The sequence below is a fragment of the Desulfobulbus elongatus DSM 2908 genome (assembly GCF_000621145.1).
Classification (GTDB): domain Bacteria; phylum Desulfobacterota; class Desulfobulbia; order Desulfobulbales; family Desulfobulbaceae; genus Desulfobulbus; species Desulfobulbus elongatus.
Genome location: NZ_JHZB01000022.1, coordinates 40,713 through 66,649 on the forward strand (window position 1 = coordinate 40,713; position 25,937 = coordinate 66,649).

The window sequence follows — 25,937 nt, forward strand, 5'->3', positions numbered from 1 at the left end:
GGGGAATGCGGAGGAAAAACGGAAGGCAGCGTCAGGAGGCGCCGAACATCTGGCGTTCGACGATCTCGCAGACCACATGCTCCAGCCACAGGTGCGTTTCCTGGATATGGGGGGTCGAATCCGAGGGCACGTTGAGCACCAGGTCGCAGATGGCGGCGAGATCGCCGCCCGGCCGAACCGTGCCGCCGGTGAGGGCCACGGTTTTCATGCCGATGTCCCGCGCCGCCTGCATGGCCTTGACCACATTGGCCGAGGTGCCGGAGGTGGAGATGCCCAGAGTCAGGTCTTCCGGCTTGCCCAGGGCCTGAATCTGCTTGGCGAAAACCAGTTCGTAGGAAAAATCGTTGGCAATGGAGGTGAGCACCGAGGTGTCGGTGGTCAGGGCCAGGGCCGGCAGGGGACGGCGGTTGATGAGGAAGCGGTTGACGAACTCGGCGGCCAGGTGCTGGGCGTCGGCCGCGCTGCCGCCGTTGCCGAAAATGAGCAGCTTGCCGCCGTCCTCGAACACTTCCCGAATCCACTCGGTCAGGCGGATGATGTCGTCTGCGGCCTCCTTGACAAAGGCCTCCTTGGCCATGATGGACTGGACCAGATTGGTCGAAAGCAGTGTATTCATGTCCCCCACCATATAGAAAAAGCCGGGGCTGTCAAACAAAAAAACGTTTCCGCGCCAGGAAGGCGCGGAAACGTTTTTTCGTGAATATGGGCCGATCCGCTTATGGCAACTGCTGCATGATCAGGGCGGAGACTTCCTTGATGTTCTTGGAGCCGTCAATGGAAATCACCGGGGTGCCGGCCAGTTTCTTGAAGTAGTTGACCGCGGCCATGGTACCGGTCTTGTCGTCGTAGTAGATGTCGTGGCGCTTGTTGATGGCGCCCTCGTCCTGATCGTCGGCGCGGGCGGACAGATCGCCGCCGCAGACGCGGCACACCAGCTTGCCGTCTTTCTCAACCGGCTTGATGGCCTCGAAGGCGATGTGGTTGGGATGGTTGTTGTCGTTGGCGCAGAGGCGGCGGCCCATGATGCGGTCCTTGGCGATCTGGCGGTCCAGCATGATCTCGACCACGTAGTCGAGCTTCATGCCGGCATTCTTCAGGGCCTTGTCCAGCGCTTCGGCCTGGGCCAGCGAGCGGGGGAAACCGTCGAGCAGCCAGCCTTTTTCCTTCGATTTGGCAAGGGTTTCAAGCACCATCGGAATGGTGATCTCGTCGGGCACCAGGTCGCCCCGATCGATGTAGGCCTTGGCCTTCTTGCCCAATTCGGTCCCGCCCTTGATATGCTCGCGGAAAATGGCGCCCGATTCGATGTGGTCGATGCCGTATTTTTCCTTGATGATGGCGCCCTGGGTGCCCTTGCCGCTGCCGTTCGGACCGAAAGTCAGGATGTTCATGCCGGATTCCTCCATGTCTTGTTCAGAGAATTGTTAGGTAACGCCCTTATATTGCAAGAAAAAGATCGGTTCGAAAAATGAATGACCTCTCATTGGCCGATGAATATACCGTACCTTGGTTGAATGCGCCATGAAAAATGATGGTTTCGATCAGGCGAAGTGATGAGCGGGGCAAAACACAGGAATACGCCCCGATAGTGCCAGAAAAATGGCAGCATTGCGGCAGGCGGCGCGCGGCCGGCTTGGCCCGCGCGGCGGGAGGGGCCGGAGCATATTTTTTGACAAGGCGCCGGAAAGAGGGTAGAAAACGGCGCAGACGCGTCTCTTCTTCAATTTTTTCGGGTGATGACAGGTATGAAGGAAATCAGGGTCGGATTGATCGGGTTTGGCACCGTGGGCAAGGGATTGGCGGAAGTGCTGCTGTCGCAGCAACAACGGCTGGCCAGGCGAACCGGCATGTCCATCCGCCTGGCGGGCATCGCGGATCACAGCGCCACCGGACTGCCGGAGCGATTCAGCGGCATCCCGTTGACCAAGGACGGCATGGACCTGATTAACAACCCGGATCTCGACATCATTGTCGAGCTGATCGGCGGCATCGAGCCGGCCAAGACCTTTGTCATGCAGGCCATCGCGGCGGGCAAGCACGTGGTCACCGCCAACAAGGCCCTCTTGTCGCAGGAGGGCGCCGACATCTTCGCCGCCGCGGCCAAGCAGGGGGTCGAGGTGGGCTTCGAGGCCAGCGTCGGCGGCGGCATCCCGGTGATCAAGGCCCTCAAGGAGGGGCTGGTGGCCAACAAAATCCTCTCGATCATGGGGATCATGAACGGCACCGCCAACTACATCCTCACCCGGATGACCGACGAGGGCATCCCCTTTGCCGAGGTGCTCAAGGAGGCGCAGAAGCTGGGATTTGCCGAGGCCGACCCCACCTACGACGTCGAAGGCATCGACACCGCCCACAAGCTGGCCATCCTGATGACCATCGCCTACGGCACGCCGATCACCCACAAGCAGATCGCCACCGAGGGCATTGCCCAGATCGAGCCCATGGACATCGAACTGGCGCGGGAATTCGGCTGCCGCATCAAGCTGCTGGCCATCAGCCGCAACCACGGCGACCATGTCGAGGCCCGGGTGCACCCCACCATGGTGCCGCAGAACCACCTGTTGGCCTCGATCAACGGCGCTTTCAACGCCATCCATTTCCAGGGCGACACCGTGGGCAAGGTCCTGCTGTACGGGCTCGGCGCGGGCATGATCCCCACCGGCAGCGCCGTGGCCGCCGACGTGGTCGACATCGCCCGCAACATCGCCTGCGGCTCCATCGGCCGGGTGCCGGCGCTGTCCTACCTGCCCGATCAGATGCAGGTCCGCCGCATCACCCCCATGGACGAGTTGCAAGGGCCCTACTATTTCCGCTGCACCGTGCTCGACCGGCCCGGCGTGCTGGCCTCCATCGCCGGCATCCTCGCCAAGCACGAGATCAGCATCGAGTCGGTGATCCAGAAGGGCCGCAAGGAGATCGGCGCCGTGCCGCTGGTGGTCGTCACCCACAGTGCCAAGGAATCAGCGATCCGCGCCGCTTTAGACGAGATCGGCCGGCTCGACAGCGTCACCGCGCCGGTGGTCAAGATCCGCATCCTGGAGGAGGAGTGAGCCCCCGAGGGTGCACTCGTCTGACGCGATGAAATATATTCTTCTGATCGGCGACGGCATGGGCGATGTGCCCGTTCCGGCCCTGGGCGGGCGCACGCCCCTGGAGGCGGCTGACACCCCGACCATGGACCGGCTGGCCCAACAGGCCGAGATGCTCCTGGTGCGGACCGTGCCCGAGGGCTATTCGCCGGGCAGCGACGTGGCCAACCTGTCGCTCATGGGCTACGAGCCGGAGCGATACTACACCGGCCGGGCGCCGCTGGAGGCGGCCAGCCTGGGCGTGGAGCTGGCGCCGGCGGAAACCGCCTTCCGCTGCAATCTGGTCCATGTCGACCGGCCGGGCGACGGCCGCCTGATCATGATCGACTACAGCAGCGGCCACATCACCACCGGCGAGAGCCGGCAGTTGATCGAGGCGCTCCAGGCCGAATGCGGCAACGATCTGCTGCGCCTCTATCCGGGCGTGAGCTACCGCCATCTTCTGGTCTATCGCGGCGAGGTGCCCGCCGGCTTCACCACCGTGCCGCCCCACGATCATTCCGATCAGGACGTGGCGGGATTTTTTCAGGCATACCGGCAGATCGAGGCTTTTCCGCCGCTGCTGGCCAGGGCCGAGCGCATTCTGGCCGACCATCCGGTCAACCGGGAGCGGCAGCGGCAGGGCAAACGGACGGCCAACGCCATCTGGCTGTGGGGCGAGGGCAAGCGGCCGGCCATGGCGACTCTGGAGGCCCGTTTCGGCATCCGGGGCGGCCTGATTTCGGCGGTCGACCTGCTCAAGGGATTGGGTGTGCTCGGCGGCCTGACCGTGGTCGATGTGCCCGGCGCCACCGGCTACCTCGACACCAACTACGAGGGCAAGGCCCAGGCGGCGCTCGATATTCTGGAGAAGGACGATTTCGTCCTCGTCCATGTCGAGGCCCCGGACGAGACCGGCCACCAGGGCCTGGTGGAGGAGAAGGTGCGGGCGGTGGCCGATTTCGACCGGCGCATCGTCGCCCCGATCGTCGAGACGATGGAACGGCGCGGCGAACCCTTCCGCCTGGTGGTGACCATGGATCATTACACGCCGATCCAGCGCCGCACCCACGAGGACTGGCCGGTGCCGATGTTCCTCTACGATTCCCGTGGTCTCGCCGTACCGTCCAACCGGACCTACACCGAGGCCAATGTACTCGCCGCGGTACAGGAAAGCGGGCAGGCCATGCTCTCCGGCGCGGCCTTTTTCCGGCGCTTTGTCGAGCGGGAGGTGCACCAATGAGCAAACTGGAGGTCAGCCTGGCGGAACCGGTGTTCACCACCACCTACCGGGTGATCTACGGCGACACCGATGCGGCGGGCGTGGTCTACAACGCCAACTATCTCCGCTATTTCGAAATCGGCCGCACCGAGATGATGCGCGCTTGGGCCCTGCCCTACAGCGCCATCGAGGAACTGGGCTGCATCCTGCCGGTGACCGAGAGCTACCTTCGCTTCAAGGCGCCGGCCGCCTACGACGACCTGCTCACCATCGCCACCTCGCTGGTCGAGGTGAGCAAGGTGACCTGCCGTTTTCATTACGCCATCTCCCGGCAGGAGACGGCGGACCGGGCGACGCTTCTGGTCAGGGGATTCACCGTGCATGCCTGCGTCAATCGCCAGGGAAAACTGACGCCCTTTCCGCCAGTTGTGCTGGAAAAGATCAAGGCGATCTTGGAAAAGAGGACGCCAAGCCAACAGAATGGTTGACTTTCCAGCCCCATCGGGTATTATCGCCAGACCGTGACGCGGGGTGGAGCAGTCTGGTAGCTCGTCGGGCTCATAACCCGAAGGTCCTAGGTTCAAATCCTAGCCCCGCTACCAAGAAATTCAAGGGTTTAGATCATTTTGGTCTAAACCCTTTTTTGTTTTTCCTACCCTATTCCTACCCTCGCTCAAAATTTCCTCGCGCAAATTTATTCTGGTTAAACGATATAAATCTTGGGTGTATGTGAAAAATCGGTATAAAATTTCCTTAAACTTGACCAAGGGTTAGAACCCACCTGGGCTATTGTCATCCTTCGCCTGGACCAACCCCAAAGATATCCCCCGGTTGTTCGGGATGAAGCAAACAAGGTCGTTACCGAAGCTGTAGAGGCCTCTCGTATGCTAAATGCCAGGCGGCCCAATCAAATTTTCTGGAAATGGGTATCCCTTTTGGTTCGGAAATTAAATTGGTCGGTACCGATATTACCACCACCACGACCTTAGAGCGGAAAGCTTCTTATCAAGGTCAAAATTATTCCCTTATCATCCGATCCTGTCAGTTGGCCCGGACACTAGGTCGGACAGAAGAGATTTCGTAATACCATCTAGGAGAAATGATGATTCTTAAGGAGAAAGTAGAGCACGTCGGGCAGGACGAACGATCAAAAGCCGGCTATCAACAGGAGAAAGACGTTGCGTTCTATTTGCGGCGCGAATTTGGCAACGACCCTTCGATTCTGATAATCAACGATCTGCGCTTCGAATACAATGGGGAACGCGCTCAGATTGATCATCTTGTGATTCACCTATGTGGATTAGTTGTGATCGAGTCGAAAAGCATTTACGGGGAGGTAAAAGTGAACGGCCATGGGGAATGGTCGCGCAGCTACCGAGGCGAATGGTACGGAATGTCATCTCCTGTGCGACAAGCGGAGTTGCAGGTGGCATTACTGAAGAATTTGCTAAGGGACAACGTCGAGAAGTTTCTCGGTCGACTTCTAGGGCTTCAAATACAGATCGGTGGGCGTGACTGGAGGTCGCTCTGTGCGGTATCCAGCAGTACGATTCTGCATCGGGACGAGATGCCTAGGGAGATAACCGATCGGGTGGTAAAGAGCGAGTTTATAGCAGAAAAAGTACTAAAGTTGGTGGGTTCTCGCATGAAGAGTCTCGTTACGGCGAAACCACGTTTTAGTCAGAAAGAGATCAAGGGAATCGGTGAGTTCCTTCTCAAATGTCACCTGGGCGATGCTCAAACATCTCCCTTGACAGCAGAGTTGGCGGCACATCAATCGCAGATCACACCAGTTCAGGTCAAGCCAAATCGGAAATTTCAACCGCAGCAAATGAACCCAATTCCTGGGAAGCCAGAGCAAAAAATGTCCCATCAGATACCATCTAATCATGCCTGCAAGAAGTGCGGCGAAACAGGCAATCTTCATGGCCAGTATGGCAAATTCGGCTATTACGTCCGCTGCGGCTCATGTGGGACAAATACCTCTATGAAAGCAAACTGTCCGTCATGCCAGTCGCATCAAGTTCGAATACACAAATCAGGCCCGGTGTATACCTCGACATGCCAGAATTGCGCTCATGAATGGGTTGTTTTTCAGCAACCTAACATAGAAAATTGGTGACAGGCCTGCCTTATTCAGTTGAATTAATCGGGAGTTAAAGTTTATTGGAAGTCATGACAGGTTGGGGAAAGACACTGCTTCTTTAATCACAATCACCCTGTCACTTATTGCCTTTGTTTTTTTCATGAATCTAACCAGGGTTGTTGTTTTAAATCACTAAAATTATGTGAATAAGCAATAGGTTTTGCGGTTGAAAATTTGATATAATAATTGGCCTATTCATACTGTTGGCCATCAAAAAGAAAGGAAAGCATGAGTGTATATCAATTAAGATATTGGAATTCGCTAAAGGAATTTAAGACCCATGTTTTATATTTACATAATTATGCATCACATTGCGAATGGTGGGATAAAGCTATTAATATATTTCTGGCAATAACTTCGTCTTCAAGTATCGCAGCTTGGGCTATTTGGCAAAAACACCAAATAGTTTGGGCAGTAATTATCGCACTTTCACAGATAATTACTGCAGTAAAACCATTTCTTCCCTTTAAGCTTCGTTTAAAGGCGGTTGCTGATCTCAATGACAGAATCCAGGAAATTTCATTAGAATGTGAGAAAGGATGGTTTGCTGTAGCTGAGGGTGAGTTAACAGAGAAAGAGATTCATGAACAGTGCATCAAGCTTCGAAATGACGCCTTGATGGCGGAAAGAAAATGTTTAAAAAACATTGTGCTGCCGAAAAATAAAAAACTTTTGAAAAGAGCAGAAGAAGATGCAGATCTATATCTTACTAAAAACTACCACAAAGGGATTTGAGAAATGGCAGAAGAAAGAGACAGAGGCTTAGATTGGAGTAGACCTGAACCTATGAGTGAAGAGGGTAGAGGTTTACCCATCACAAACACAACCACACCAATTCCTGAAGTTAAGCCACCAAAGCAATCTGACAATACTAACAGCGGTACCAATAAAAAAGAAGAATAATTGGGCCAACAACCTGCTACACCGGACCCGCAAACAGCGCGGGCCCGGTGAGCAGCACGTTATATTTCTAGCCGATATGTCGAAAAAGAATGATAATCTATTATTAACCTATCAAGTTTTACATCTTTCCCAGATTGACTTAAGCCAATCTGCATTCTATGCAGACCATCTTTGCTCACAACAAATGCATCATGAGTCTTGGGAAATCCATTGGAAAGAGTATTGGCACCAAATGGCTTATATGACCGCGATGATCATTTCTTATAGTCGTCCGTTTTCGCCTGGTCGAGGATTTTCAAATTTTCCAAGCAAGTTGCTAAAGGATTTAACCGTAGATGAAAAATCACTACATGAGCAGCTTCTGAGCTTAAGAAATAGAATTTATGCACACACAGATTTAGATTTAAAAAAGGTAAGGCCTATAATACACAATGGAATTCCAACGGCAATTGAAGCGCATCCTCAGTTGCGGATGACTGCGAGTGAAATTAAAAATGTACGTAAATTGATTCAAAAAATTAGCATTGCCATTCAGGATAAAATATCGGAAATATCGAGTAATAACAAAGAAATGTTCATCGTTTATGAAGACGAAAAATAATAATATAATAATCTGCTGCAAGGGACCTGCGTAAGCTCGCGGTTTTTCGAAGTTCACCTTGTTATCATGCTCAAAGATTTATCGACGTTTGTAGCTGTAAAATCCGCAGGCCCCTGAGCAGCACGTTATAGAGTGGAAATAATAAGTCCGCTTATGACCCAAAGCGGACATTTTAGGATATGTAAGATAGATAGTGATGATAGAAGAAAATGAAATTCGCACGGAGAAAATCTCACCCTCTCAATTTATGAGAACTCTCCGGCCTGAATATTATTCAGATACAGAAGATCGGATAGCCTATCTTCTGGACGCTCCTACCTTAGAATACCATCTAAATTCCATTACTTCCCGCAATCAAACACATGACTTCGAAATCTTTTGTCGGAAACTCTGCGAACGGACGGTTTGTCCAAACTTGCGCGCGCATACGGGGCCGGATGGTGGCGGCGACAGCAAAGTAGATACAGAAACTTATCCTGTTGCTGAGGAAATCGCCGCGTTATTTTACATCGGTGAACCAAAAGCCGCACAGGAAAGATGGGCTTTCGCATTCAGCGCAAAAGAGAATTGGAAAACCAAGGTAAAAGACGACGTAAAGAAAATCGTTGAGACTGACAGAGACTACAAAAAGATATTCTTCGTTACGAGCCGGTTTGCCAAAGACAAAGACCGTGCAAATATGGAAGATACTCTTTCAAAAGAATACGGCATCTCGGTTACGATTCACGACCGATCATGGATCGTAAAAGAAATCATAGAAAATGACCGTAAAGACATTGCCTATAATTACCTGAAAGTCGGTGAAGCCAAAGATGATCCGCTAAGACTGGGGCCAACGGACTATTCACGGACACAGCAACTGACAAAAATTGAACAGTCCATTGATGACCCTGATGCCTTTTCAGGCATGGAACAACAGCGGGTTACAGAAGCCCTCTTGGCGGCAAAGCTCTCCCGGAACATGGAACGTCCACGCCACGAAACAGACGGAAGATTTCTCCGAGCTATCCGACTGGCAGAGGCAGACGGTACTTACCGGCAAAAGCTGGAAGCCAAATACGAACATATTTGGACGGCATTCTGGTGGTTTGATGATTTTCAGTTTTTAAAGGATTCATATGAAACCTTTGAAACGCTGGCGCTTAAATCCGATCATGCTTTGAATCTGGAATTTTTAAGCAATCTGCTTCAACTCTTCGTAAATTCCGTTATTCATGACCATATGTCCCGCGATGAATGCAGGCTGGAGGAGCGCACAGGTAGGCTCAAGGACGCGTTAAAAAAGATAGCAACAGATATAGATCGTCCCAATAACGCACTTGAAGCGCAAACCTCTCTCCTTATTATCCGGATGAACCAAGTTATGCTTGATAATAAGCACGAGGAATTGGCCAGCGTCTGGAGCGATTTTTCCGCAACCTTGGAAAAAGCAAGCGGGCTTGGTGAGTATAAAGCTGACCGGTTGGTGCAAATGGTGGAGGTCGCCGGAAATGTGGCAGGAAATGTTCCCGCTTACAACGATCTGGTAGAAAAAACGGCAGAATTTGTTTCCAAACGAAAAAGTGAAGCCGAAGGCGCTCTGATACTCCTTAAACGGGCACAGAAGCTGGATTTTGATGATAACTTTGAAATGATCCGCCTGCTTGGAAAAGCCGCTATAGGGCTGACAAAAAAGGAGTACACGGACCATCTCATCGAAGCCCTTCAACTGTTGATGCTTGCCTATCGGAGTGCTGGTCTGTTGTGGGCAGCGCGGGCAAGCTGTGCCTTCCTTGCCGCATCCCTTGTTATGGAAGGCGAAGAAGACAGTGAATTGCCAGTTAGCTTTGTTCCAACGATGAAAATCTGGGCGTGGATAGCGCTGGAATTGTGTCATATTCCCGATTTCCTCTTTGCGATTCAATTATTAAACGGCGCTCTGGCCACTCTTCCATTGACAGACGATTCGAAAGAAAAGGTCAGCGAAGATATTCGGGAATTAGATATGGCGCTGGGCAGCCTGTTTCTGAATTTGGCTGAACCCGATCTTCGTAATCTGGAGAAACTGCCGGATATCCTTGATACTCTCGGATTATTTATGGCGCGGTCTGCGCTTCTTTATACTCTCGGCCATGCCGATGTTTTACGGGCCGACGGCAGCTTACCTGAGGATGAATCCGATGAAGATGCAAACCGCATTTTTTCAATGCTCGCAAGCCAGCCTGTTGCACAAAATCTGCGCGCCTCTCTTGCCCTGAACACCGAAGAGCCGCAGACTTTAAACACAACGATTCTGGGTATGACCGTTGAAATCCATATTGAAGGCAGCACTCAATCCGTCCTTATTGCGGAAGCTGTTTTGGGTTCTTTGGAGGCCTTCTTTGCCACCGCGATTGAACAGCGCATTGTTCCTCATACAGAAAAATTACGGGTTAATGTGGTGGAAAGCGCTAAAGCATCCGAGCCATCTTTTGAGATGAGCGCCATGGATATAACCGGCACTATCACCTGGCCCATTGATCTTTCTCCCAGTAGCTTTGAAAATCAAAACGAGATTCATAAATTCTGGGCGGAAGTATCAGGCTATGTCCTCGCTACATGTTGCATCATTGAAGACGCAGAGGAATTTCTGAAAAGGCTTTTTGCCGATGAGGCGGTACAGCACAGGATGACGATGGTGACGCTTGCTTCTACCAGTTACCACAGGGTAGCGACGCGCAGCATTTCCCGAATAGCAGACTGGCAAGATACAATACAAAAATCCTACGAATTACGTAGCGAACGCCCGACTCTAAACCTTGTTCCACTTACAGAAGAAGATGATAAAACAGAATCTCAAAGTGACAGGCCGCCGATGCCGAAAGATCACCGGGCATTTAGCGTTAGATCTGTCATTGATATTCATGCTTGGGATCAAGCACAGTGGAGAGGAACAGCTTATGCTCAATTCAGCCCTTCCCAACCACCATGTATGGCGTTTCTTTTTGAAAATGAGGAAGGTGGCAGAAAAATTTTTGATCGCTGGTTGGAACGGTTCGGCACACAGGATAAAAATGAAGAAATTTCTTTATCCATCATTCAGCGATTGCCGGAACAAAACGAACATCACTATTGTGTTCTGATAACCTCCAAATTGCCCGAAACGAGCAGCTTCAAATCACATCAAGTGATGACAATGGCCAGTAGGTCTCTAACTATGACGCCAGACAATGGTACTAATTTAGAAAGATTTCTAAAATCATACCGTCACTTTGGAGCATTCTACATATTGCCCGCCTTATTAGGTGATTCAGGAACCCCCGAATTGGTCTTTGATCTCGCAATATTGAAGCACAATCTTACTGTTAAACTAGCAGCAAATGTTGGAGAACATGACCTTGAATCAATGGCACTTCGAATTCGCTGTTTTTCCTAGAGTTTTAAAGGGCATTCTATGTCCGCTTTTGGCCGAATTTGGACATAGCGATGGTGCACTCACGTATAATCGGGTAGCCGGGGGAATCTTGATGCTTGGGCCAATGTTCTGCCGAGTGTGCGAATACGAGGAAGTTGTGGCTGCCACGACTAATCTCTTTATTTTCAGTTTTCTCTTAATAGCCATCATAATACTGCGAATGTTCTATTCCGATAGTTACGATATCTCCTGTAGACCATGATTGATAATAAGAAACTTTCCGATCCAAGGATATAAGGAAGAGTCTTAACTTGACCATCGCAAAAAATATCTCAGGTTGCCGATGGTAAGATATACTAGATGGCTGTAAATACTGTCCCTGGAGCTCCGGCGTTTTAATAGTTCTTAGTCAATTTTTTTTGGAGAAACTTGCCTGATATTTAAGTGTGATTCCATGAAATTGCACAACTTTCATTAATAAATCGGGTATTTTTTTGTCATGAGTCAGCATGCCTGCAGGTTATTGTGACTTTTACCTATTTTTAAATAGATAAGAATTAAAAGGGATGAGGAGTAAAGGATGAAAGCTAAAAATTTGCCGGAAAAATATGAAGGATATAACGTCCCAGATCTTCTAAACATATTAAAAGAGCTGCAATCTAAAGAAGGAACTACAGCACCACGTGAAATGATTACTACCATGGGCAAGTTTGTTAAAGAATATCGGCTTGCTCCAGTCCACCAAGTGCATGAATCAAGGATAGATGGAAAGGGCTTGTAATAACTTAAAACGAAGGATTGGAATAATAAACTGCTTCTCATTTAAACAATCTGAGAGAAGATCCCAAACAACAACTCGCTAATGGATAAAAAGCAATTTACCGAGCGTGATATCTGCACCAAATATATTACTCCTGCTCTACAACAGGCCGGTTGGGATGTCGAAACTCAGATAAGGGAGGAATATCCACTTACCAAGGGCCGTATCATTGTTCGCGGCAAACTGCATACCCGAGCTAAGCACAAGCGTGCCGACTACGTCCTGTTTTTTAAGCCTAATATCCCTGTTGCTGTCATCGAGGCCAAGGACAATAATCACAGCATTGGTGATGGCATGCAGCAGGCTTTGGGGTATGCAGAAATGTTGCAAGTTCCGTTTGTGTTCAGTTCCAACGGCGATGCTTTCCTTTTTCACAACAAGATTGCCCCGGACGGCATCCTCGAAAGTGAGATCTCTCTCCAAGAATTTCCATCTGCGGAAACATTGTGGCAATGGTGGGCAAATCATCAAGGTCTCAACAACCAGCAAAACAAACTGGTCACCCAGGATTATTACAGCGACGGCAGTAACAAAAGTCCTCGGTATTACCAATGGCTTGCCATCAACAAAACCATCGAAGCCATTGCTCTTGGCCAGAACCGAATCTTACTGGTCATGGCGACTGGTACGGGCAAAACTTTCACCGCTTTCCAGATTATCTGGCGGCTTTGGAAGTCAAAAACCAAAAAACGTATCCTCTTTCTTGCCGACCGCAACATTCTGGTCGACCAGACCATGACCAACGATTTCAAGCCATTCGGCTCGGCCATGACGAAGATCCAGAGGCGCCAGGCCAACAAATCCTACGAAATTTATCTCTCGCTCTACCAGGCTGTGACCGGAAACGAAGAAGAGAAAAATATTTATAAACAGTTCAGTCCAAACTTTTTTGATCTCATTGTCATTGATGAATGCCATCGAGGCAGTGCTGCTGCCGATTCCGCCTGGCGCGAGATCCTTGAATATTTTTCTTCCGCAACACAGATTGGTCTCACTGCCACTCCAAAAGAAACCAAAGAGGTCTCCAATATCGACTACTTTGGAGACCCAATCTATACCTACAGCCTTCGGCAGGGAATCGACGATGGTTTCTTGGCCCCATATAAGGTTGTACGCATTGACTTTGACAGGGATCTCAGCGGCTGGCGACCCGATCAGGGGATGGTTGATAAATTTGGCAACGAAATCGAGGATCGAATCTATAACCAGAAAGATTTCGACAAGTCTCTGGTCATTGAACCCCGAACCCTGTTGGTGGCAAAAAAGATCAGTGAATTTCTCAAGCAGACCAACAGATTCGATAAGACAATCGTTTTTTGCGAAAATATTGACCACGCCGAACGCATGCGCCAGGCCTTGGTCAATGAAAATGGCGACCTGGTGGCGCAAAATAGCAAATACGTCATACGCATCACTGGCGACAACGAGGAGGGCAAGATCGAGCTCGATAATTTTATCTTTCCCGAGAGCCCATATCCCGTCATTGCCACCACCTCCAAACTCATGACCACCGGTGTTGATGCTCAGACCTGCAAACTGATCGTGCTCGACCAGCGCATCCAATCTATGACTGAGTTCAAGCAAATAATCGGACGTGGCACTCGCATCAACGAAGATTACGGCAAATACTATTTCACCATCATCGACTTCAAGAAAGCCACTGAGCTTTTCGCCGATCCAGATTTTGACGGTGATCCAGTGCAAATCTATGAACCTACGGGAGATGATCCACCGGTGCCTCCGGATCTCTCAATCATTCAGGAAGGTGGGGATGGCATGCCCTATCTAGAGTTCGAAGATAGCGTGGAGTGGACGGGCGTTGCCGAACCCGACCCAGAAGAAGGAGAAAATACCGTCCGCCGTTATGTCGTATCCAACGTCGAAGTAAAGGTCGCCGCCGAGCGGGTTCAATATTTCGATGCAAATGGCAAACTGATTACCGAATCCCTGAAAGAGTACACCCGCAAGGCACTGACGAAGGAATACACTTCCCTCGATGATTTTCTTTGCCGCTGGGGTAGCGCCGAGAAAAAACAAGCCATAATTGATGAGCTGTCAGAGCAAGGGGTTTTCTTCGATGCTTTGGCCGATGAGATTGGGCAAAAGTCCGGCAAAGAATTTGACCCGTTTGATCTGATCTGCCATGTTGCTTGGGATATGCCGCCTCTGAGTCGAAAAGAACGAGCTGAGCAGGTAAAAAAATGTAATTACTTCACGAAATATGGGGAACAGACCCGCCGTGTGCTGGAGGCTTTGCTTGATAAATACGCCGATGAAGGTGTCACCCATATTGAAGAAACACAAATCCTCACCATCACCCCTTTCACCAACTTCGGCACCCCAATAGAAATTATTCGCGGTTTTGGTGGATTGCAGCAATACCAACAGGCTGTGAACGAATTGGAACAGGCGCTGTATAGCGCCTGATGAACAAGAAAAGGAGTTAAAGACAGTGTCATTGAACACTCTTATCAAAGCCATTCAAGACATCATGCGCAAGGATGTCGGTGTCGATGGTGATGCCCAGCGCATCAGCCAAATGATCTGGCTGATCTTCCTGAAAATTTTCGATGATAAAGAACAGGAATGGCAGCAAACCGTGCCCGGTTATAAATCGCCGCTGCAAAATCGCTTTCGCTGGTCGAGCTGGGCCAAAAATTCAGAAGGTATGACCGGTGAGGAATTGATCGACTTCGTCAATAACGATCTTTTCCCGGCACTCAAGAAACTGGCAAATACTGCCGGTGTCTCCCTGCACGGCAAGGTGGTCGGCTCAGTCTTTGAGGATGCCTACAACTACATGAAGTCCGGCACCCTACTGCGCCAGGTGATCAACACCATCGAAGAGGATGTGGACTACAACTCCTCGAACGACCGGCACCTCTTCAATGAAATCTATGAAAAGATCCTTGCCGATCTGCAATCTGCCGGGAACGCCGGCGAATACTATACCCCACGCGCCGTTACCCAGTTTATGGTCGACATGCTCGATCCGCAGCTCGGCCAGATTATTCTCGACCCGGCCTGCGGCACCGGTGGTTTTCTTACCTGTACCATCGAGCATCTGAAAAACCAGGTGAAGAACAACGACGACCGAAAACAACTGCAGGAATCCACCCTTGGTGTGGAAAAGAAGCCGTTGCCGCACATGCTCGCCATGACCAATATGATGCTGCACGGCATCGATGTGCCCAGCAACATCATCCATGACAACACCTTGAGCCGACCGCTCAAAGACTACGGCCCTCGCGACCGAGTGGATATGGTCATCACCAATCCCCCGTTTGGTGGTATGGAAGAGGACGGCATCGAAAACAATTTCCCGCGCAAGTACCAGACACGCGAGACCGCCGACCTCTTCATGGCGCTGATCATGCATCTCTTGAAGCCAGCCACCGGCAAGGCTGCCGTGGTGCTGCCGGACGGCTTTCTTTTTGGTGAAGGTGTCAAGACCACTCTCAAGCGTGAACTGTTGGAAGACTTCAACCTCCATACCATCGTGCGCTTGCCCAAAGGCGTGTTCAGCCCCTACACCAGTATTGCCACCAATATCCTCTTTTTTGAGAAAGGCGGGCCGACCAAAAATGTCTGGTTTTTCGAACACCCCTATCCTGAAGGGTACAAGTCCTACTCCCGATCCAAGCCCCTGACCATTACCGAATTCGATCTCGAAAAAGCCTGGTGGGGTGGAGCCGAACGGAAAGGGCGCAAGACTACCGAGCAAGCCTGGAAGGTCTCGGCGCAGAAGCTTATCGAGCGCAATTACAACCTCGATTGCAAAAACCCGCACGAGGAGGAGGTCAACCACCGCGACCCGGAAGAACTGATGGCCGAGTACCAGCAGATCGTCAAGCAATTGGCAGCGGCGCAGCAGGCGCTCAAGGCCGAACTGATGGCCTGCCTTGGGGGCAAGGCATGACCGAAGACTTGAACCCTCTGCTGCAGGCGGGCGAAGGGTATCACACCGAGTTCAAGCAAAGCCTCGACAAATCGTTTGTCGAAGAAGCTTGCGCCTTTGCCAATTCAGGTGGTGGCAGGATTTTCCTTGGAGTCGCCGATAACGGCGTTATTCAAGGGGTCGACACCGGCAATGTCATGCGTTCGCGCGTGCAGGACACGCTGAGCCAGATCGAGCCCCGGCTTCACTGTGAAATCGAAGCGATTGGCGATGTCCTCGTCGTCAATATTCCCGAGGGGACGGAAAAGCCCTATGGCTGTTCCAAGGGGTTCTTCATGCGCATGGGCGCCAATTCGCAAAAGCTCACCCGCAATCAGATCATTGAATTTTTCCAGAAGGAAGGCCGCATCCGCTTTGATGAACTCCGGCATGCCAAGGCCATATATCCCGACGATTTTGACTCGGAGGCCTTTACCCGCTTTCTGAAACTGGCAGGCATCAGCCTAAGCATCGACCGAGAGACCCTGCTGCGCAACCTCGATTGCCTGACGGCCGATAACCGGTTCACCAATGTGGGCGTCCTTTTTTTTGCCAAAGATATCGATTTTCTGCTCAACCATGCCAGGGTCGTCTGTGTGCTTTATCGGGGCAGTGAGAAGGTCGACATCCTCGACAAAAAGGACTTTACCGGCAATATCGTGGCCAACATCGATAATGCTCTGCTCTTTGTGAAACGGCATACCAAGGTGCGCCTGAAGATTGAACATTTACAGCACGAGGAAATCCCCGATTACCCTGAGGTCGCTCTACGGGAAGCCATTGTCAATGCCGTTTGTCACCGTGACTATTTTGACCAGCGCGCCAATGTGCAGATCGATGTCTTTGCCGACCGGGTAGTGATCTCCAACCCCGGCGGTCTGCCCAGCGGCCTTTCTCCGGAAGAATTCGGGACCAAAAGCGTGGCCCGGAATCCCCGCATCGCTTCCTTGCTGCACCGTATTGACTATATCGAAAAAGTCGGTACCGGCATCATGCGGATTCGTCAGGCGGTCGCCGAACATGGCGGTACCGAACTGGAACTGCGCTACAACGATTTTTTCACCGCTATCTTTCGCTTCAAAACCCAAGATACCGGACAAGTCGCGGGGCACGTCGAGGCCCCTGATGGGGCCCAGTCGGAGGCCCAGTCAAGGGCCCAGTCAAAGGCCCAGTCGCTGCAGGTGCTCTTGGCATTGGCGCGGGAAGGGGAAGCTTCCGCTAAGGGGTTGGCGGAGAAGCTGGGGCTGCAGTCCAAGACAGGGGCATTGAAGCGAACGTTGCAGGAATTGCTCGCACAGCAGCAGATTGAATACACTCTCCCCGGAAAACCCAGCAGCCGCCTGCAGCAATACCGTCTCACCGAGAGCGGACGAGCGCGGTTACACCAGGAGGGTGGCGATGCATAAGCAAACCGCCGACCTGCTGGAGCAGCACTTCGATACCGCCTTTGCTGCACCCGACGGTATCAAGAAGTTGCGCGAGCTGATTCTGACCCTGGCCATGCAGGGTAAGCTGGTAAAGCAAGACCCGAACGACCCGCCCGCCAGTGCACTGCTGCAAGAGATCGAAGCCGAAAAAGAGCGCCTGGTGAAATCAGGTAAAATCAAAATACCTAAGCCGTTGCCGCCGATTAAGCCGGAGGAAATACCCTACGAACTGCCGCGGGGGTGGGAGTGGGTGCGGTTGGGGGAAATAACTGAATACAACGGTCGAAAAAATATCTCGGGTGATGAGATAGCGCCTAATACATGGTTGCTTGATCTCGAAGACATTGAAAAGGGAACGTCTCGTATACTGTTCCGAGTAAAGTTTTTAGAGCGCCAGTCAAAATCTACGAAATCCACCTTTCAGAAAGGTGATGTGCTTTATGGCAAACTACGACCGTATCTCGACAAAGTTGTGGTCGCAGACGTTGATGGAGTTTGCACGACTGAGATTGTGCCCATCGTGCCGTTCAATGGTATACATTCTGAATTTCTCAGGTGGCTGCTAAAGCGACCGGCATTTTTAGCCTATGTTAACTCATTAATGTATGGCGTCAAAATGCCAAGACTTGGCACTGATGACGCTGTAACGAGCCTTCATCCACTTCCCCCGCTCCCCGAACAACACCGCATCGTTTCCCGTATCGACGAGTTGATGGCGCGGTGCGATGCGCTGGAAAAGTTGCGCAAGGAGCGGGAGGAGAAGCGGCTGGCCGTTCACGCCGCCGCTGTCAAACAACTGCTCGAAGCAAAGGACGGCTCTGCCTGGGGCTTCATTGAACAGCACTTCGGCGAACTCTACGCCGTCAAGGAGAACGTCGCCGAACTGTGCAAGGCCATCCTCCAACTCGCCGTCATGGGCCGCCTCGTCCCCCAAAGCCCCAACGACCCCCCCGCCAAAGAACTCTTGAAAGAGATCGATGCCGAAAAACAGCGGCTGGTGAAGGCAGGTAAGATCAAAACACCCAAGCCCCTGCCACCCATCAAGCCGGAGGAAATGCCGTACGAACTGCCGCTGGGGTGGGAGTGGGTATATCTGCAAGATGTTTTTGGATTTGTGACTGACGGTGATCATCAGGCACCACCAAAGTCGGACTGCGGAATCCCGTTTCTTGTAATAGGCAATCTGAATTCAGGGAAAATTAGTTTTGATGGTTGTCGATACGTACCACAAGATTATTACGAAGCACTTGATTGGGGTAGAAAACCAGCAAAAAATGACATTCTGTACACAGTTACGGGTTCTTATGGAATTCCCATTCAGATTATAGGGGAAGAGCGGTTCTGTGTTCAACGGCACGTGGCTATTTTAAAATCGCTGAAACACACTCCATTTCAATATATTTGCTATCTTCTCAGGTCCGCATATGCACTCAATTATGCAACGACCATAGCGACAGGAATCGCCCAGAAAACCGTCCCATTGATGGGGCTCAGACGTATGCTTATTGCTCTACCCCCACTCCCCGAACAACACCGCATCGTCGCCCGCATCGACCAATTGATGGCCCTGTGCGACACGCTCGACCAGCAGATCGACGCCGCCACCAGCAAACAGACCGAGCTGCTGGATGCCATAATGGCTCAGGTATAGGGGAATACCATGCGCCTGATATCGCTCTATATCGGCCAGTACAAGAACCTTCGGGATTTTTCCCTGAGCTTCGACGGCGGCAGCTTTATCGATGTCTTTGTCGGCAAGAACGGCACCGGCAAGTCCAATCTGTTCGAGGCGCTCATCGAGATCTTCCGCCATCTCGTCGAGTTCGATCGTGACAAGGCCGCCTGCGATTTCAATTACCGCATCGGCTTCGAGATCAACGGCAAGGCCACTGAGATCGGCTGGAACTCAGGAACGCTGATCATAGACGGCAAAGAGAGAAAAACCATCGGTAAGACGCCGCTGCCGGATAATGTGCTGATCTACTACTCCGGCCACAATGACACCGTGGCAAAGCTGGTCGAGCAGTATGAAGATGCCTTCCGCAGACGCATCAAACGTGCCGATTTTGACGAGGCCCGCTATTTCATCGGCATCGGTCCGGACTACAAAGAGCTGCTGATGGCCGTGCTGCTGATGCAGCCCGACACCTGCAAGGCGCGGCAGTTCATCTGCCAGAAGCTCGGCATTGAAACCGTGGCCTCAGAAGCGAAGGTGGTGCTGGAACGCCCCGCCTACGCCGCCGCTTCCCGTTTTGACATCGAATTCAATGATGAAACCGACCGCTACTGGCAGCCGGAGGGAATCACCAAAACCTTTCTCGACCGGCTCCATGGCTGCATCAACACCGCCACCGGCGGCCCGGTGCGTTCCGAAGGTTATTTTGCTTCTGATGACCGCTATATCCTCTATTTCGATCTCGCCAAAATCCGGCAGGAATTTTCCGACCTCAGCCCCCAGGAATTGTTTCGCCAGTTCGACAACCTAAAGACGCTGGGGATGCTGGCCGAAATCACCATCCCCTTGCAACTGACCGGCGGCGTGGATGCCACCATCGCCCACTTCAGTGACGGCCAATTCCAGTCGGTGTACATCTACTCCATCGTCGAGCTGTTCAAGGATCGTAACTGCATCACCTTGCTCGACGAGCCCGATTCCTTTCTCCACCCGGAATGGCAATTCGACTTTCTCAAACAGGTCTTCGAGATCACCGATACCACCGCCAAAAACAACCATGTACTGATGAGTAGCCATAGCGCATCGACAATCACAAATGCCAATGAGAGCGTCATCAACCTGTTTGAGTTTGACGGTTCGAATGTCGTTTCAAAGAAGGTCAGGAAAGCCGACGTTATTAAATCGCTCTCTGCGGGGTTGATTTCGTTTTCAGAGAGTGAAGCTCGTTTAAACATTCATCATGTTCTCAAGAATACTACCGGGGCCGTCCTGTTTACCGAAGGAATCACCGATGAAATGATTCTTGAAACTGCGTGGTCAAAGCTGTACCCGACTGAAGAGCGCAATTTTGAAATTCAGAATGCGTTTAGTTGCGGCTTCCTTCGCAACCTGATTAAAGACAATGCGCTTTACCAAAATCATCCAGGTAGAACCTTTTTCTCTGTTTTTGATTTTGATGAGGCATACAACGACTGGAACCAGCTCGGCCAAAATGTGCACACCGATCCATGCCAGTGTTTGGTGAAAAAGCACAATGCTCATGAAAGTTACGCGATGCTTTTACCCGTGCCCATCAACGGGGAAATTCGCAATCAGGTTATCAACCCACATAACGGCGGCAATTACGGAAGCAGGTCGCTACTGACCATCGAGTTGTTGTTTCATGGCGTACCAGGTTTAGAGCAATACTTTGTTGTTGATACCGATCGCACAGATGGCTTTATAAAATTTGTCAGCGATGGTCAGAAAGTAACCTTTGCTCAAGATGTTGTGCCAACAATCCACGCTGATTCTTTCGAAGTTTTTCGCCCCATGTTCGAATTCATCAAGTCGAAATGTCCCTGCGAATAGGCGGAGCTGCCTCTCCCTGAATAAGAAATTTGCAGCGTTGTGGAATGATTTTTCTAAACACAGTAACCGGCTAAAAATGTTAAAATTTTTAACCGGCCTGTCTATTCCTCGTCTGAGATCAAGTCAAAGGAGAGGTGAATACCGGATCACCCAAGGCCTTCATACACTCGATCAATTTTTCATCAATCTGTTCCATGACATCCCATTCAATCCGACCATTTCCAGATGCCGAGCGCATTGCAGTGCTCAATTCAGCCAAAAATGTTGTACGCTTGGGGTAAAGTTCACAATTTTTTAATCCCAATTTCAAACCGAGATTAAACCGTTCCCATGAGTCGTCCTTTTTGTCCTCATTCTGCATAATGTTCTCCTTTCGAGTTTTATCGTGACAAGTCTGTTGATTTTGATTCTCGCGTTTTGCTGGGATGTTGGCGTTCAATCGTTGCAAGGTGTTGTCCAACTCGTTGCAAAGCTGCGCCAATAAGGGCGCATGCTGCTCTAAGTCTGCTATGCGATTTTCCAGGGCCAATATCACGGATGTTGTCGCATCCAGCTTGTCTATCAGGCCTATTTCCAGTTTTTCCAGACTGACGATGAGATGGTGTTCGAGTTCTGTCATGGCTCACTCCACTTTCCAGGCTTGTTGATTGCCCACAACCCAGCCTGGAGTTAAGGTTTTTGAGGTGTTGAGTACCAAGAATTTGCCCTGTTGGTTTTCCATGAAGGAGATGCCCCAGGTCTTTCGTTGAAGCATGACGAGGCTTTGTTCTGCTCTCGTTTTGTCTTCGTTGAGTGCTGTGAGCTCTGATTGCAGGTTGAGCAAGTGGTTGCTGAGCAATAGGGATATCCCCATTGTTCCCAGAACCAATCCAGCCACGATCCCGATCCCGATCAGAAAGTTGCGATACCATGCTTTTGCGAGGCTTTTGTCCAAGACCAGCAATTTGTGTTCGATCTCGTTGAGGATCTCGCCGCATTTTACTGAGATCTCTTGGCTTTTCAGTTGCATATCGTGTTCGATTGTATGCAGAGCGTTTTGTGATAATGCGTTCAAGTTCTTGCTCAAGGTCTCTAATTCGAGCTGTGATTGACGTTCCAGTTCTTTCCTGTCCTGTTCCATTTTGGATTGCAGCCGTTTGTTCAATGCTCCAAGATTCGTCATAAACACCTCCTTTTAAACGATATTTCTTGCCGTTTTCCGGTAAGATAAACGTGATGTAATTTTTGCCGGATCGATTGATTTCCAATCCTATCTCTTGTAAGGATTGCAGCACATCAACACGGTTTTGAATGAAGCCTTGGGCAATTCGTTCCTCTACATAGGCATGAACCGCTTCTCTGGGATCTTCCTTTTCGGGCAGCCCAACGCGTTTGCGCCGGGCATTGATCAAACCTGTATTTCCAGGTTGCCGTGTCCGGGCTCGAGCGGGATCATCTGGCCGAGCCCATTGTTCACGTTCATTGAAGAGATCGCGTAAAACGTCAAACTCCTTCTGCCAGCCGGGGGGAAGGGCGTTGAACGCCTTGCCGGTATTCAATTCCATGCGCGGGATCACAAAGTGCAATTCGTGGTGGTTGGCATGTTCATGGCGAACCCAGAGGATGTTGTAAGCGTCGGCCTCCAACCCGGCGAACGCTACTTGTTCAAAAGCGTCCATCACATCCTGTTCTTGCCTGAGACTCACCTCGTCATCGGGATGCCATGACAAAACCCCAGCGCTGAACTTCCAGGCTCGTCCTTGTTTCCCCACATCATCGATCAGATTTTTTGTAATTTCCGGATCACCTCGTAAAACCGTGGGAGGCAGTTCATCTCTGCCTTGATAATGATCAGAAGTGACATAATTGACTGGCCCATGCCCACCACCTTTACCGTGAGGAAATGCTTTGATTATCACGATGATTCCTCTCCGTTTCGGCAGTGTAGGCCACCACCTCGCGCCGCAATGATTCGAGCTCAGCGATAACCCTTATGGCATCCAATTCATGTTTATAAACGTTGGCCCAGCGAGCAATTTGATTCAAGTTGTTCCCGAATTTGGCAAGCTGCCTAATTCGTTCTCGTTCCACCTCCTTGGGCCTGATGCGGAATTGGCCGAGCCGTTTACGGATAAGTTCGGAAAGTGAAATTCCTGCATCTAAAGCCAAGGTTTCAAATTGATTTTTTTCATCCGGTGTGACCCGGATTTTAATAAAGAGTTGTCGAGGCATTTTTTCTTTATTTGGAGTTTTGCAGGGTTCGAAGGGGTGCAACCCCTCGCCAGCCCCGTCGACCCTGTGGGTACAACGGGTAGGCTGGCCTTATGAGCATAACGAGGGGTAAAACGTTAACTCAGAGCTAGTGCGCAATATTCGCAATATTCGCAAAAAAAAGGTGCGGTGTGCTTATTGGCTAATGTTTTTGCGAATTATGCGAATATTGCGAGTGAGGCTCTCTTGGAGTGTTTCACTGTTGTACTCCAAAGGAAAAAGGATTCACGATGTAGATTCGAGCTGGCCTTCCTCGTGGTTTTTTTACTTCAGCATGAACCGGTTCAACGATGTAGCCTCGTTCCTCAAGTATCTGCAAGCCTGGTTGAACGAGTGCCATCTTTGGCCAGCGGCCTTTTACTTTTTCCAGGCAGGCGCGGGTTGTAAATGACTCGACACGCTCTCGAGTGATCCATTTCAAAATGGCCTTGGCGCACTCCATAGCATCATCTGTGCCCATGAGATTTAACGCGACCCTGGTGTGCTCGGTAATCAGGCGAGCAAGTTGTACCGCTGCTTGCAATGTCGTTTCGGAAAGCAAATGGTTTTGCGGTTCTTCATGAAGTGTGACATGGCAGAGAGCAGCAAGCCGTAGAGCCTGTCCGGGCAGCTTGCCGCCCCAATCACGGATGCTGGACAAACTACCCCCTTCGGCAAGAGCTTGTTCAGTTTTTTCCGCGAAATTGAGCCAGGCGCTCAACGCTTTCTCGCCCAGCTGCAATTCGTAGGGTAGCTGTTGATCCTGGTTGTCTTTTCGCCAGGGTAGTGCGATTATCTGGCGAATGGTTTTGAAATATGTCTGTTGGAGATCGTTTGGGATGGGGTTGGTGCGAAATGTCCGGGAGCCGACCATGCTATTGGGCACCAAAAAGAGCAATCTTCCAATGAGCCCTCGTCCTTTGAATGACGAATTTTGTGCTAATCCTCTCAGTACATCGGGTTGTGCAGACAGGATTAAGGTGAGAGCAGGATCATTCAGAATGATTGGGCTAGAATGGCGTCGATCAATTCGGACTGATTCACCGTTCCACGCCTTGAGTACTACATCAAGATTGGGAACTCCGCTTGAATATCGACCGGCCAATGTGTCGAAGAAGCCTCCTTCAGCCTCTATCATTGCAATGCGTTGGTTGTTTTCTGCCATAAGCGCTGCAAGCGCTTCGGGTGTTGTGTCGTCAGCAAGAAACCGCGGGGATGTTTCGAAGTTCGGTGTTTCCTTTTTTAGTTCAGCTATTTTGCAAGCTATTTCACGTCGTTCTTCGGCAGTTTTGCACTTGCGTGAAGACATAACCAGGGCTCGTTGCGCTTCTTCCAGTACTTGATATTCTGCCTGCGATAAGGCCAAATCTTTTGCAACAATCTTTTGTTGTTCTTCCTCCCAATCGATGAGAGGCCTTCGGCAAATATCTTTAACCGCACTCTTTCGTTCACCTGGCGGCAAAATAGCTAGAGCGTAAATATTGACAGGTTCCGAATAACCCTCATAGGGGGATATTCTAACCTTTCTTTGCGCTGGGGCCGCAATCGTACCCAAAACGTTAATCAACGCCAGTTCATAAGGAACTTGTATGGCTTCAGCCACAGCGGCTGAATATTCACTTATTATCCCCGGTGGAATATTTGGGGGGATGGGGGGAGGTGAGAGATCATCGATGGGAATTGGAGGCGTGAATTGATTAGGAGGATCAGGCATGGGAACCTCCTTTCAACGTATTTACTGTATCGATGGTCTCTACGACACAGGATTGGGCGTACTCATCCAGATCAGTGATATTGTATACGACTCTAGCGCCAATTTTACAAAAACGCGGGCCCCTGCCGAGGCTACGCCAAACTTCCATGGTGCCAGGTCTAATGCCGAGGTATTGAGCTGCTTCGCGGGTATTGAGCCTCCGTTTACTTGACAGAAATTCCATGCTGTTCTCCTCTGTTAAATTTAGTTGAACAGAGGAAAACAGAAATTTAAAAAACGAGCTAAATATGTTGATATATTCTAGTTAATTATTTGTTTTTATTAAATTTAATGGGTTGTCAAGGTTTATGGCCTCATCAATGTCTAGAATGGGCTTCTGGGCTCTATGGGGGATAAAATTTGAGGCAAGTGTTAATATTTTTTTGGATATTGCTAAAAAACCTTGAATTCCTTCGGCTTGAACGCGTGGATCAATTGAAGTTAATTCAGCTATATTAACAAATACATTTGATCTGGTTGCGAAGTTCTCCTTGTAAAAAAAACGTGGTAATGTTGCCCATAGATGTGAAACGCTTTTATATTTTTGCCAAATGTTTGACGATAAATTATCTTCTGTATAAGTGATTATCCACAAATAAATTGCTCGCAATTTTCCTGCCACCAGCTAATATCCGTTGAAACCAAGCAACGGGGGGAGAAATGGCACGCATCAAAACCTGGGAAATTTCGGATGCATTCTGGGCGATCGTTGAACCGTTGATCCCCACAGATCTGCGAGAAGCCGGAAAAGAATATACTCGTAAGCCAGGCGGAGGCCGAAAGCCGAAGTATTCGAACCGACTCTTTTTCTCCGCAATAGTGTACGTCCTGAGGACAGGAATCATCTGGAACGCCTTGCCGCGTGAGAAATTTGAAGGCGTCAGTTCTGCTATGGTTCATCGGAAATTTCAGCAGTGGGCCAAGGCGGGAGT

Annotated in this window: 22 protein-coding genes and 1 tRNA gene; 15 read left to right on the plus strand and 8 right to left on the minus strand. The window is 50.5% G+C overall.

Annotated elements, in window-relative coordinates:
* Window positions 1–31: 31 nt before the first annotated feature.
* Together Q362_RS0111750 and Q362_RS0111755 are read right to left on the minus strand one after the other, a co-directional pair.
* Complete coding sequence (locus Q362_RS0111750; RefSeq protein WP_028318852.1) at window positions 32–616, minus strand: D-sedoheptulose-7-phosphate isomerase; 585 nt, start codon at window positions 614–616, stop codon at window positions 32–34.
* 100 nt (window positions 617–716) lie between these two features.
* Window positions 717–1,391 (minus strand): adenylate kinase, encoded by a 675-nt coding sequence (locus Q362_RS0111755; protein WP_028318853.1) that lies wholly within the window; start codon window positions 1,389–1,391, stop codon window positions 717–719.
* A 354-nt stretch (window positions 1,392–1,745) separates the two neighbouring features.
* Here Q362_RS0111755 and Q362_RS0111760 point away from each other — a divergent pair, with 354 nt between their 5' ends.
* The 14 genes from Q362_RS0111760 to Q362_RS0111810 all read left to right on the plus strand — a co-directional run bounded on the left by Q362_RS0111760 (window position 1,746) and on the right by Q362_RS0111810 (window position 21,023).
* Entirely contained in the window at window positions 1,746–3,050 is a 1,305-nt protein-coding gene (locus Q362_RS0111760) for a homoserine dehydrogenase (RefSeq protein WP_028318854.1), read from the plus strand.
* Between the two features lie 28 nt (window positions 3,051–3,078).
* Entirely contained in the window at window positions 3,079–4,311 is a 1,233-nt protein-coding gene (locus Q362_RS0111765; RefSeq protein WP_028318855.1) for a cofactor-independent phosphoglycerate mutase, read from the plus strand.
* Complete coding sequence (locus tag Q362_RS0111770) at window positions 4,308–4,778, plus strand: acyl-CoA thioesterase (protein ID WP_028318856.1); 471 nt, start codon at window positions 4,308–4,310, stop codon at window positions 4,776–4,778. Before Q362_RS0111765 ends, Q362_RS0111770 begins: the two co-directional genes overlap by 4 nt.
* A gap of 37 nt (window positions 4,779–4,815) precedes the next feature.
* Window positions 4,816–4,892: transfer RNA gene (locus Q362_RS0111775), tRNA-Met, on the plus strand.
* Window positions 4,893–5,392: 500 nt separating this feature from the next.
* On the plus strand, window positions 5,393–6,412 hold the full coding sequence (locus Q362_RS0111780) for an NERD domain-containing protein (protein WP_028318857.1): 1,020 nt from the start codon (window positions 5,393–5,395) through the stop codon (window positions 6,410–6,412).
* 252 nt (window positions 6,413–6,664) lie between these two features.
* Window positions 6,665–7,171, plus strand: a complete 507-nt coding sequence (locus tag Q362_RS23600) for a hypothetical protein (RefSeq protein WP_157470063.1) — start codon at window positions 6,665–6,667, stop codon at window positions 7,169–7,171.
* A 55-nt stretch (window positions 7,172–7,226) separates the two neighbouring features.
* Window positions 7,227–7,940 carry a hypothetical protein gene (locus Q362_RS23605; RefSeq protein ID WP_157470065.1) on the plus strand — a complete coding sequence of 238 codons (714 nt, stop codon included), beginning with the start codon at window positions 7,227–7,229 and terminating at the stop codon, window positions 7,938–7,940.
* A gap of 196 nt (window positions 7,941–8,136) precedes the next feature.
* Window positions 8,137–11,334 carry a hypothetical protein gene (locus tag Q362_RS0111785; RefSeq protein ID WP_028318858.1) on the plus strand — a complete coding sequence of 1,066 codons (3,198 nt, stop codon included), beginning with the start codon at window positions 8,137–8,139 and terminating at the stop codon, window positions 11,332–11,334.
* 559 nt (window positions 11,335–11,893) lie between these two features.
* Complete coding sequence (locus tag Q362_RS23610) at window positions 11,894–12,094, plus strand: hypothetical protein (RefSeq protein WP_157470067.1); 201 nt, start codon at window positions 11,894–11,896, stop codon at window positions 12,092–12,094.
* Between the two features lie 81 nt (window positions 12,095–12,175).
* Entirely contained in the window at window positions 12,176–14,560 is a 2,385-nt protein-coding gene (hsdR, locus tag Q362_RS0111790) for an EcoAI/FtnUII family type I restriction enzme subunit R (protein ID WP_028318859.1), read from the plus strand.
* 25 nt (window positions 14,561–14,585) lie between these two features.
* A complete protein-coding gene (locus Q362_RS0111795) occupies window positions 14,586–16,052 on the plus strand; it encodes a type I restriction-modification system subunit M (RefSeq protein WP_028318860.1) in 1,467 nt (488 codons plus the stop codon).
* Entirely contained in the window at window positions 16,049–17,476 is a 1,428-nt protein-coding gene (locus tag Q362_RS20385) for an AlbA family DNA-binding domain-containing protein (RefSeq protein ID WP_035216537.1), read from the plus strand. Before Q362_RS0111795 ends, Q362_RS20385 begins: the two co-directional genes overlap by 4 nt.
* Window positions 17,469–19,148: a restriction endonuclease subunit S gene (locus tag Q362_RS0111805; RefSeq protein ID WP_028318861.1), complete on the plus strand. Its 1,680-nt coding sequence runs from the start codon at window positions 17,469–17,471 to the stop codon at window positions 19,146–19,148. The genes Q362_RS20385 and Q362_RS0111805 overlap by 8 nt, the downstream gene beginning before the upstream one ends.
* Before the next feature lie 9 nt (window positions 19,149–19,157).
* Window positions 19,158–21,023 carry an ATP-dependent nuclease gene (locus Q362_RS0111810; RefSeq protein WP_028318862.1) on the plus strand — a complete coding sequence of 622 codons (1,866 nt, stop codon included), beginning with the start codon at window positions 19,158–19,160 and terminating at the stop codon, window positions 21,021–21,023.
* A gap of 118 nt (window positions 21,024–21,141) precedes the next feature.
* On the opposite strand, the gene Q362_RS22850 is transcribed toward Q362_RS0111810, so the two are convergent.
* From Q362_RS22850 to Q362_RS23615, 6 genes are all read right to left on the minus strand, one after another.
* Entirely contained in the window at window positions 21,142–21,384 is a 243-nt protein-coding gene (locus tag Q362_RS22850; RefSeq protein ID WP_084312632.1) for a hypothetical protein, read from the minus strand.
* A 19-nt stretch (window positions 21,385–21,403) separates the two neighbouring features.
* The gene (locus tag Q362_RS22855) at window positions 21,404–22,921 is read right to left on the minus strand and encodes a relaxase/mobilization nuclease domain-containing protein (RefSeq protein WP_084312634.1); all 1,518 of its coding nucleotides are present in this window, start codon (window positions 22,919–22,921) and stop codon (window positions 21,404–21,406) included.
* Window positions 22,893–23,276 carry a plasmid mobilization protein gene (locus Q362_RS0111840; RefSeq protein WP_169737418.1) on the minus strand — a complete coding sequence of 128 codons (384 nt, stop codon included), beginning with the start codon at window positions 23,274–23,276 and terminating at the stop codon, window positions 22,893–22,895. Before Q362_RS0111840 ends, Q362_RS22855 begins: the two co-directional genes overlap by 29 nt.
* 193 nt (window positions 23,277–23,469) lie before the next feature.
* A complete protein-coding gene (locus Q362_RS22860; protein WP_084312636.1) occupies window positions 23,470–24,966 on the minus strand; it encodes a YfjI family protein in 1,497 nt (498 codons plus the stop codon).
* On the minus strand, window positions 24,959–25,189 hold the full coding sequence (locus Q362_RS24860; RefSeq protein ID WP_084312638.1) for a helix-turn-helix domain-containing protein: 231 nt from the start codon (window positions 25,187–25,189) through the stop codon (window positions 24,959–24,961). Before Q362_RS24860 ends, Q362_RS22860 begins: the two co-directional genes overlap by 8 nt.
* An 81-nt stretch (window positions 25,190–25,270) precedes the next feature.
* Window positions 25,271–25,627, minus strand: a complete 357-nt coding sequence (locus Q362_RS23615; protein ID WP_157470069.1) for a hypothetical protein — start codon at window positions 25,625–25,627, stop codon at window positions 25,271–25,273.
* 38 nt (window positions 25,628–25,665) lie between these two features.
* Between Q362_RS23615 and Q362_RS22870 the strand changes: the two genes are divergently transcribed.
* Window positions 25,666–25,937: transposase (locus tag Q362_RS22870; protein WP_028318868.1), on the plus strand; the 272-nt coding region annotated here is incomplete at its 3' end.

Coding starts and splice junctions, on each gene's coding strand:
- Q362_RS0111750 (WP_028318852.1), bottom strand. CDS start 616: ATGAATACACTGCTTTCGACCAATCTGGTCCAGTCCATCATGGCCAAG.
- Q362_RS0111755 (WP_028318853.1), bottom strand. CDS start 1,391: ATGAACATCCTGACTTTCGGTCCGAACGGCAGCGGCAAGGGCACCCAG.
- Q362_RS0111760 (WP_028318854.1), top strand. CDS start 1,746: ATGAAGGAAATCAGGGTCGGATTGATCGGGTTTGGCACCGTGGGCAAG.
- Q362_RS0111765 (WP_028318855.1), top strand. CDS start 3,079: ATGAAATATATTCTTCTGATCGGCGACGGCATGGGCGATGTGCCCGTT.
- Q362_RS0111770 (WP_028318856.1), top strand. CDS start 4,308: ATGAGCAAACTGGAGGTCAGCCTGGCGGAACCGGTGTTCACCACCACC.
- Q362_RS0111780 (WP_028318857.1), top strand. CDS start 5,393: ATGATTCTTAAGGAGAAAGTAGAGCACGTCGGGCAGGACGAACGATCA.
- Q362_RS23600 (WP_157470063.1), top strand. CDS start 6,665: ATGAGTGTATATCAATTAAGATATTGGAATTCGCTAAAGGAATTTAAG.
- Q362_RS0111785 (WP_028318858.1), top strand. CDS start 8,137: ATGATAGAAGAAAATGAAATTCGCACGGAGAAAATCTCACCCTCTCAA.
- Q362_RS23610 (WP_157470067.1), top strand. CDS start 11,894: ATGAAAGCTAAAAATTTGCCGGAAAAATATGAAGGATATAACGTCCCA.
- hsdR (WP_028318859.1), top strand. CDS start 12,176: ATGGATAAAAAGCAATTTACCGAGCGTGATATCTGCACCAAATATATT.
- Q362_RS20385 (WP_035216537.1), top strand. CDS start 16,049: ATGACCGAAGACTTGAACCCTCTGCTGCAGGCGGGCGAAGGGTATCAC.
- Q362_RS0111805 (WP_028318861.1), top strand. CDS start 17,469: ATGCATAAGCAAACCGCCGACCTGCTGGAGCAGCACTTCGATACCGCC.
- Q362_RS0111810 (WP_028318862.1), top strand. CDS start 19,158: ATGCGCCTGATATCGCTCTATATCGGCCAGTACAAGAACCTTCGGGAT.
- Q362_RS22850 (WP_084312632.1), bottom strand. CDS start 21,384: ATGCAGAATGAGGACAAAAAGGACGACTCATGGGAACGGTTTAATCTC.
- Q362_RS22860 (WP_084312636.1), bottom strand. CDS start 24,966: ATGCCTGATCCTCCTAATCAATTCACGCCTCCAATTCCCATCGATGAT.
- Q362_RS24860 (WP_084312638.1), bottom strand. CDS start 25,189: ATGGAATTTCTGTCAAGTAAACGGAGGCTCAATACCCGCGAAGCAGCT.